The 6,926-nt window shown below is 61.2% G+C and carries 8 protein-coding genes and 2 tRNA genes; 9 read left to right on the forward strand and 1 reads right to left on the reverse strand.

The window, feature by feature from the left end:
- Positions 1-2: 2 nt before the first annotated feature.
- The 9 genes from rlmH (at position 3) to RMO57_RS08790 (ending at position 6,723) form a co-directional block, all read left to right on the forward strand.
- Positions 3-470, forward strand: coding sequence for a 23S rRNA (pseudouridine(1915)-N(3))-methyltransferase RlmH (gene rlmH, locus RMO57_RS08750; RefSeq protein WP_310385811.1), 468 nt, complete (start codon positions 3-5; stop codon positions 468-470).
- Positions 467-1,078 (forward strand): Maf family protein, encoded by a 612-nt coding sequence (locus RMO57_RS08755; protein WP_310385812.1) that lies wholly within the window; start codon positions 467-469, stop codon positions 1,076-1,078. The genes rlmH and RMO57_RS08755 overlap by 4 nt, the downstream gene beginning before the upstream one ends.
- Positions 1,079-1,128: 50 nt before the next feature.
- Positions 1,129-2,616 carry a ribonuclease G gene (gene rng, locus RMO57_RS08760; protein WP_310385813.1) on the forward strand — a complete coding sequence of 496 codons (1,488 nt, stop codon included), beginning with the start codon at positions 1,129-1,131 and terminating at the stop codon, positions 2,614-2,616.
- A gap of 65 nt (positions 2,617-2,681) precedes the next feature.
- Positions 2,682-4,022, forward strand: coding sequence for a Tol-Pal system beta propeller repeat protein TolB (gene tolB / locus RMO57_RS08765; protein ID WP_310385814.1), 1,341 nt, complete (start codon positions 2,682-2,684; stop codon positions 4,020-4,022).
- Between the two features lie 145 nt (positions 4,023-4,167).
- Positions 4,168-4,719 (forward strand): peptidoglycan-associated lipoprotein Pal, encoded by a 552-nt coding sequence (gene pal, locus RMO57_RS08770; RefSeq protein WP_310385815.1) that lies wholly within the window; start codon positions 4,168-4,170, stop codon positions 4,717-4,719.
- A gap of 1 nt (position 4,720) precedes the next feature.
- Positions 4,721-5,524 carry a tol-pal system protein YbgF gene (gene ybgF, locus RMO57_RS08775; RefSeq protein ID WP_310385816.1) on the forward strand — a complete coding sequence of 268 codons (804 nt, stop codon included), beginning with the start codon at positions 4,721-4,723 and terminating at the stop codon, positions 5,522-5,524.
- A 115-nt stretch (positions 5,525-5,639) separates the two neighbouring features.
- Positions 5,640-6,422 carry a tRNA threonylcarbamoyladenosine dehydratase gene (locus RMO57_RS08780; protein WP_310385817.1) on the forward strand — a complete coding sequence of 261 codons (783 nt, stop codon included), beginning with the start codon at positions 5,640-5,642 and terminating at the stop codon, positions 6,420-6,422.
- Between the two features lie 39 nt (positions 6,423-6,461).
- Positions 6,462-6,537, forward strand: a tRNA-Lys gene (locus RMO57_RS08785).
- 110 nt (positions 6,538-6,647) lie between these two features.
- A tRNA-Lys gene (locus RMO57_RS08790) sits at positions 6,648-6,723 on the forward strand.
- A 1-nt stretch (position 6,724) separates the two neighbouring features.
- On the opposite strand, the gene RMO57_RS08795 is transcribed toward RMO57_RS08790, so the two are convergent.
- Positions 6,725-6,926 (reverse strand): hypothetical protein (locus tag RMO57_RS08795; RefSeq protein WP_310385818.1); only part of this gene is annotated, 202 nt, incomplete at its 5' end.

The raw sequence follows: 6,926 nt of genomic DNA on the forward strand, positions 1-6,926 counted from the left end.
GAATGCGTTTGCTCTTGGTGGCCGTGGGCCAGCGCCAACCGGCCTGGGCCGAGACGGCCTATGAAGACTTCGCCAAGCGCTTTCCACCGGAAATGCGCCTGGAGTTGAAGGCGGTCAAGGCCGAAACACGCGGCAGCAAGACGGCCGAGCAATTGATGGCGGCGGAAGCGCTGCGCATCGAGGCCGCCTTGCCGCGCGGCGTGCGCCGGCTGATTCTGGACGAGCGCGGTGAGCGCCGCACCAGTATGCAGTTAGCCGAGCGGATGAAGTTGTGGATGGGCGATGGCCGCGATGTCGCCTTGATCATCGGCGGGCCGGATGGTTTGGCCCCGTCCTTGAAGGCCACTGCCGACGAGACGCTGCGTTTGTCTGACCTGACCTTGCCGCATGCCTTTGCTCGCGTGCTGCTGGCCGAGGGCTTGTACCGCGCTTGGACGGTGATGACCGGCCACCCCTATCACCGCGAATGAGGTCGGTCATAGACTTCATCTATCTGGCTTCGCAGAGCCCTCGTCGAAGTCAGTTGTTGACACAGCTTGGCGTGCGCCATGAATTGCTGCTGGCCGGTGCCGAGGAAGATGCCGAAAGCCTGGAAGCCGAGATCGCCGGGGAGTCGCCCGAGGTTTATGTGGCGCGGGTCACCGAGGCCAAGCTGGATGCGGCCTTGGCCAGGCTGGCCGCGCGCGGCTTGCCGCCGGCGCCGATTCTTTGTTCGGACACGACGGTGGCGATCGATCAGCACATCCTCGGCAAGCCGGTGGACGCAGACGACGCGTTTCGCACACTGCGCCTGTTGGCGGGTCGCAGTCACCGCGTCATCACCGCCGTGGCGCTGGGCCAAGGCGCGCGCCGCAACGCGGCCTTGAATGTGTCCTGGGTTGATTTCGCTGTGCTCACCGACGCGCAGATTCACCACTACATCGGCAGCGGCGAGCCCTTCGGCAAGGCCGGCGCTTATGCGATTCAAAGTCAGGCGGCGGCCTGGATTTCGCGCATCGAGGGCAGCTATTCAGGCATCATGGGCTTGCCGCTGTTTGAGACGGCGCAACTGCTTCGGCAATGGGAAGTTCAGTGTTGACGCATATCGGCAGCCAGTGCCGATATGCGTCAACATTCGAGATTAGCGCCATGGAAGATATTCTGATCAACTGGTCTCCCCAGGAGACGCGTGTGGCCGTGCTTGAAAACGGCTCGGTGCAGGAGTTGCACGTCGAGCGCAGCTTGGAGCGCGGCCTGGTCGGCAATGTGTATTCGGGCAAGGTAGCCCGCGTGCTGCCGGGCATGCAGTCGGCCTTCATTGATATCGGCCTGGAGCGGGCGGCTTTTCTGCATGTGGCCGATCTGCATGTCAACGGCGCACCGGGCCATGTGCGCAGCCAGCATGCCGAGGGCGGCGTGGCGACGCCGATCGAGCGCCTGGTCTTCGAGGGTCAGGCCTTGACCGTACAAGTCATCAAGGACCCGATCGGCAGCAAGGGCGCACGCTTGTCGACGCAGATCAGCATTGCCGGGCGCATGTTGGTGTTTTTGCCGCAAGACGACCACATCGGCATCTCGCAAAAAATCGGCTCGCCTGAGGCGCGCGAACTGCTGCGCGCCCGCATGCAAGCGCTGGTGGGTAAGCCCGAAGACGGCGGCGGCGGCGGCTTCATTCTGCGCACCAATGCCGAGGACGCGAGTGATGTTGAGTTGGCGTCTGACATTGCTTATCTGCGCAAGGCCTGGGCCGCCATCCGCGCGAAGGGAAGCAATTCCCCACCCGGCAGCTTGTTGCATCAAGACTTGAGTCTGGTCGAGCGGGTGCTGCGCGATCTGGTCAGCGATCGCACCGGCCAGGTCCGCATCGATTCCAAGCTGCAGTACGACGTGCTGCACGCCTTCGGCGAGCTGTTCATGCCGGCGGCGACGGCCAAGCTGGAGCATTACAAGGGCGAGCGACCGATCTTCGATTTGAACAATATTGACGCCGAGCTGAGCCGGGCGCTGGCGCGGCGGGTCGATCTGAAATCGGGTGGCTATCTGATTTTTGATCAGACCGAGGCCATGACGACGGTGGATGTGAACACCGGCGGCTTTGTCGGCGCGCGCAATTTCGACGACACGATTTTCAAGACCAACTTGGAGGCCGCCGGTGCCATCACGCGGCAGCTGCGGCTGCGCAATCTGGGCGGCATCATCATCGTGGACTTCATCGACATGACGCGCGAGGAGCACAAGTCGGCGGTGCTGACCGAGTTCCGCAAGCAACTCAGCAAGGACCGCACCAAGGTCACGCTGGGCGGTTTTACGCAGCTAGGACTGGTCGAGATGACGCGCAAGCGCACGCGCGAGTCGCTGTCGAGAATGCTCTGCGAGCCTTGCCCGACTTGCGAGGGCAGGGCGCAGGTTAAGACCGCTCGAACGATCTGTTATGACATCATGCGCGAGATCCTGCGCGAGGCGCGCCAGTTCTCACCCAAGGAGTTCCGCATCGTTGCGGCCGCCAATGTGGTGGAGATGCTGTTGGACGAAGAAAGCCAGCATTTGGCCGGTCTGTCGGACTTCATCGGCAAGCCGATCTCGCTGACGGCCGAGCCGGCCAACCAAACCGAGCACTACGACATCGTGTTGCTGTAGGCGGATGTAAGCCCGGCCTTGGCGCCGGTTTGTTCGGTCAAAATACTTTAATAATTTTTTTAGTCATGAATGCGAACCCCATGCCTGAGCAGAAGTCTCTGAATCGTCACTCGCGGCGCAGTGTGCTGCGGCAATCCGCCGGCGTCTATGCCGCTGCGTGTTCAGCGGTTTTGGCCGGTTTCAGCCCGCTGGCCAGCGCCCAATTTCGTGTCGATATCGCCGGCGTGGGGGGCACTCAGATGCCGATCGCGCTGCCGGATTTCCGGGATGAAGCGCGCGCCGGTCAACCGGTGGCCGCCATCATCCGCTCGAACCTGGAGCGCAGCGGACAGTTCCGCATCATTGATGCGCCGGCCGGCCTGTTTGAGGGGAGCCAACCGCTGTGGCCCGAGTGGCGCGCACGCAATGCCGACGCCTTGGCGGCCGGCTCCGCCGCGCGCCTGGCCGACGGCCGCGTCGACCTGCGCTACAAACTCTGGGACGTGGTCAAGGGTCAAGACCTGGGCGGCGAGGCCCATGCGGTCGCCCCCGAGGATGTGCGCCTGGGCGCTCACCGCATCGCCGACACCATTTACCAAAAGCTGACCGGTGAGCGCGGCATTTTTGCCACGCGCATGGCCTATGTCACCAAGGCCGGCGGGCGTTACAGCCTGCGCATCACCGACGCCGACGGCGAAGGCGGCCAAGTCGCCTTGGCAAGCCCTGACCCCATCATCTCGCCCGCCTGGGCGCCGAACGGCAAAGAGCTGGCCTATGTGTCGTTCGAGACCCGCAAGGCGGTGGTCTGGATTCAGGACGTATCGACCGGCCGGCGCCGGGTGCTGGCGGACTTTCGCGGTACCAATAGCGCGCCGGCGTTCTCGCCCGATGGCCAGCAGGTGGCGCTGACGCTGTCACGCGAGGGCGGCTCGCAGCTCTTCATCATGAACCGGGACGGCAGCGGCCTGCGCCGGCTCACGCAAAGCTCGGCGATCGATACCGAGTCGGTGTTTTCTCCCGATGGCCGCTCGATCTATTTCGTCAGCGACCGCGGCGGCGGCCCGCAGATTTACCGCATGGCCGTGGCCGGTGGCGCGGCCGAGCGCGTCACCTTCAACGGCGCCTACAACATCAGCCCGGCCATCAGCCCGGACGGCCGAACCATGGCCTTTATCGCGCGCATGGGCGGCAATAGCTTTCGCCTCAGCGTGATGGACCTGGGCTCGGGCACGGTGCAGCAGATCAGTGACAGCAATGATGATGAAAGCCCAAGCTTTGCGCCGAACGGCCGCTTGCTGGTTTATGCGACGCGGGCTGGTGGCCGCGATGTGCTGATGACCAGCACCCTGGACGGCAAAATCAAGGCCAAGTTGATTTCAAGTGCGGCCGATGTTCGAGAGCCAACTTGGGGCCCGTTTGGGCGTTGATTTAAATCGTTTAGATTGAGTTTTTTGCCTGTCAAGGCTGCTGCAGAAGTTGTTGGATAATTACTACGTTGCTTGCGGTCTGAATCTGGATCAGCAAGCCAAGCCCCGCAAGCGTTTTGCGATCGTATTTGAAGGAGTGATCCGAATGAAATTGACTCGAACGAATTTGACCGGTTATGCGATGAGTTTGTTGACGCTTGCGGCCCTGGGCGCTTGCAGCACACCCGTTAAATTGGATGAGCCGGCCCCCGTAGAGACCCGTCCTGTGGCGCCCAACAGCTCGGCAAACAGTGGTGCCAACAGCACGCCGATGGCCGAGTCCAAGGTGTCCACGGTTGACCTGGGCGCCCAGTTGACGGCTGCTGTGGCCAGCCAACGTGTGGTGTTGTTTGACTTTGACAGCTATGTGGTCAAGGACGACTACCGCGGCTTGGTCGAAGCCCATGCCAAACGCCTGGGCAATGACCGCAAGCTCGCGCTAAGCCTGGAAGGCCATACCGACGAGCGCGGCGGCCGCGAGTACAACTTGGCGCTGGGTCAGCGCCGCGCTGAGGCGGTGGCCAAGTCACTGAGCCTGATGGGCGTTGGCGCGGCACAAGTCGAGCCGGTCAGTTTCGGCAAAGAGAAGCCTGCAGCGCAAGGCAGCGACGAAGCCGCTTGGGCGAAGAATCGCCGCGTTGAGTTGAAGGACAAGTGAGATGACGCTGCAGCGTCAGCAGATAGGCCGATCCTTGGTGGCGCTGGCACTGGCAGTGGCGGTGAGCGCCTTGTTCAGTCTGTCGGCACATGCCGCCTTGTTCGATGACGACGAGGCGCGCAAGGCGATTCTTGAATTGCGCAATCGAGTGCAGCAAAGCGAAGATGCGCAGCGTTTGCGCATTGAGCAACTCGCGGCGCAGTCGCAAGAGCAGGTCGGGCCTTTGCGCCGCAGCATGCTGGACCTGAATGCCCAGATTGATGTGTTGCGACTAGAGGTCACCAAGCTGCGCGGCCAAAACGAGCAGCTGGCGCGCGATTTGTCCGAAACTCAACGCAAGCTGAATGACCAAACTCAGTCTCTGGACACGCGTTTGAAGCCCTTGGAGCCTCAAAAGGTTCAGCTTGATGGGCGTGAGTTTCAGGTTGACCCCGAGGAGCGCCGGCAGTATGACGCGGCAATGGGCTTGATTCGGCGCGGCGATTTCGCTGAGGCAGCAACGGCGATGGTGGGTTTTCTGCGGCGTTTTCCGGCCAGCGGCTATGTCGATTCGGTGCGCTTCTGGCTTGGCAATGCGCAGTACGGCAAAAGGGATTACAAGGACGCGATCGCGACCTTCAAAACCTTTATCTCCGGCAATCCTCAGCACCCGAAAGCCGGCGAGGCCTTGCTGGCGATGGCCAACAGCCAAATCGAGCTGAAAGACGGCAAGTCGGCTCGGCGCAGCTTGGACGACTTGATCAAGGCCTATCCAGGCACCGAAGCCGCTCAGGCCGCCAAAGAGCGCTTGGCGTCCCTGAAGTAGGTTCCAGTCAAACATCTTTTCAATGAAGCCCTGTTCGCGGGGCTTTTTTCATCCCGCCATGCACGCTATCCCAACGAATCAGGTTCTAGCCCAGAGTCAAGCCATTGACACGTCCATGGACGCGGATGCCGAACGTCGCTTTGGTGGCCTGCGCCGGCTCTATGGCGATGCCGACTACCGGCACTTGCGCGCAGCACATTTTGCGGTCGTCGGGCTGGGCGGCGTCGGGTCCTGGACCGTCGAGGCGCTGGCGCGAAGCGGGGTGGCGGCGCTGACCTTGATCGATTTTGACCAAGTCGCCGAATCCAATATCAATCGCCAAGTTCAGGCGTTGGGGTCGACGCTCGGCATGGCGAAGGCGGAAGCGCTGCGGCGCCGCATTCATGACATTCATCCTGACTGCAAGGTTCGCATCATCGAAGAGTTTGTCGATGAGCAAAATTGGCCGGCGATGTTGGACGGGGCCGACACCCAGTTAGATGGCTTGGTTGATGCCTGTGACCAAGTTCGAGCCAAGGCTCATTTGGCGGCATGGGCGCTGCAGCAGGGCTTGCCCTATGTTGTGGTTGGTGCGGCTGGCGGCAAGCGTGAGCCGCATCTGCTGAGCATCGAGGATTTAGCGGACACCACGCATGACCCCTTGCTGGCCTCCTTGCGTCAGCGCCTGAGGCAGCATCATGCGGCGCCGCGCAAAGGCCGGATGGGCCTGGCCTGTGTGTTCTCGCGCGAAGCCGTGTTGCGCCCGATTGCGCAAGAAGGTGCGGCTTGCGCTGTGGACGGCAGTCTGAATTGCCATGGTTATGGCTCCAGTGTCACGGTGACTGCCAGCTTCGGCATGGCGGCTGCCGCCGAGCTGATCAAGGTTCTTCTGCAAAATCTGCACAAGACTCTTGCGTGACAAGCTAAATTAAGATTAGAATGGTGAGCTTCGCTTGATGGGTCGTTAGCTCAGTTGGTAGAGCAGCGGACTTTTAATCCGTAGGTCGCAGGTTCGAGTCCCGCACGACCCACCATATCTAGCCTAGGTTAGTATGAAAGCACTGTAAAGTGAGTTTATACTAAACATAGATTATAATTAGAATAGGTTAGTTCGCAAATATAATAGCGAGTTAAGCAAAGAGTAGGGCTCTTAGCTCAGTTGGTAGAGCAGCGGACTCTTAATCCGTAGGTCGAGTGTTCGAGTCACTCAGGGCCCACCACTCAATCCCGCATGGGGCTTGAAAAGCCTGCTATCGAATCGGTAGCAGGCTTTTTGCTTTTCCAAGCCGTTGGTTTTTCTAAGCTGACCGTCAAGGCCCGCAGCTCGTTGGCGGCGCCAGATTGACGCGCGATATCCTGTTGGCGAGCCGACCTCGGTCGGTACATTTTGTCCTGCCGAGATTGCGCCGTGAAAGCAACTCTT

The sequence above is a fragment of the Roseateles sp. genome (assembly GCF_031397715.1).
Taxonomy (GTDB): domain Bacteria; phylum Pseudomonadota; class Gammaproteobacteria; order Burkholderiales; family Burkholderiaceae_C; genus Paucibacter_A.

Coding starts and splice junctions, on each gene's coding strand:
- RMO57_RS08755 (WP_310385812.1), top strand. CDS start 467: ATGAGGTCGGTCATAGACTTCATCTATCTGGCTTCGCAGAGCCCTCGT.
- rlmH (WP_310385811.1), top strand. CDS start 3: ATGCGTTTGCTCTTGGTGGCCGTGGGCCAGCGCCAACCGGCCTGGGCC.
- pal (WP_310385815.1), top strand. CDS start 4,168: ATGAAATTGACTCGAACGAATTTGACCGGTTATGCGATGAGTTTGTTG.
- ybgF (WP_310385816.1), top strand. CDS start 4,721: ATGACGCTGCAGCGTCAGCAGATAGGCCGATCCTTGGTGGCGCTGGCA.
- RMO57_RS08780 (WP_310385817.1), top strand. CDS start 5,640: ATGGACGCGGATGCCGAACGTCGCTTTGGTGGCCTGCGCCGGCTCTAT.
- tolB (WP_310385814.1), top strand. CDS start 2,682: ATGAATGCGAACCCCATGCCTGAGCAGAAGTCTCTGAATCGTCACTCG.
- rng (WP_310385813.1), top strand. CDS start 1,129: ATGGAAGATATTCTGATCAACTGGTCTCCCCAGGAGACGCGTGTGGCC.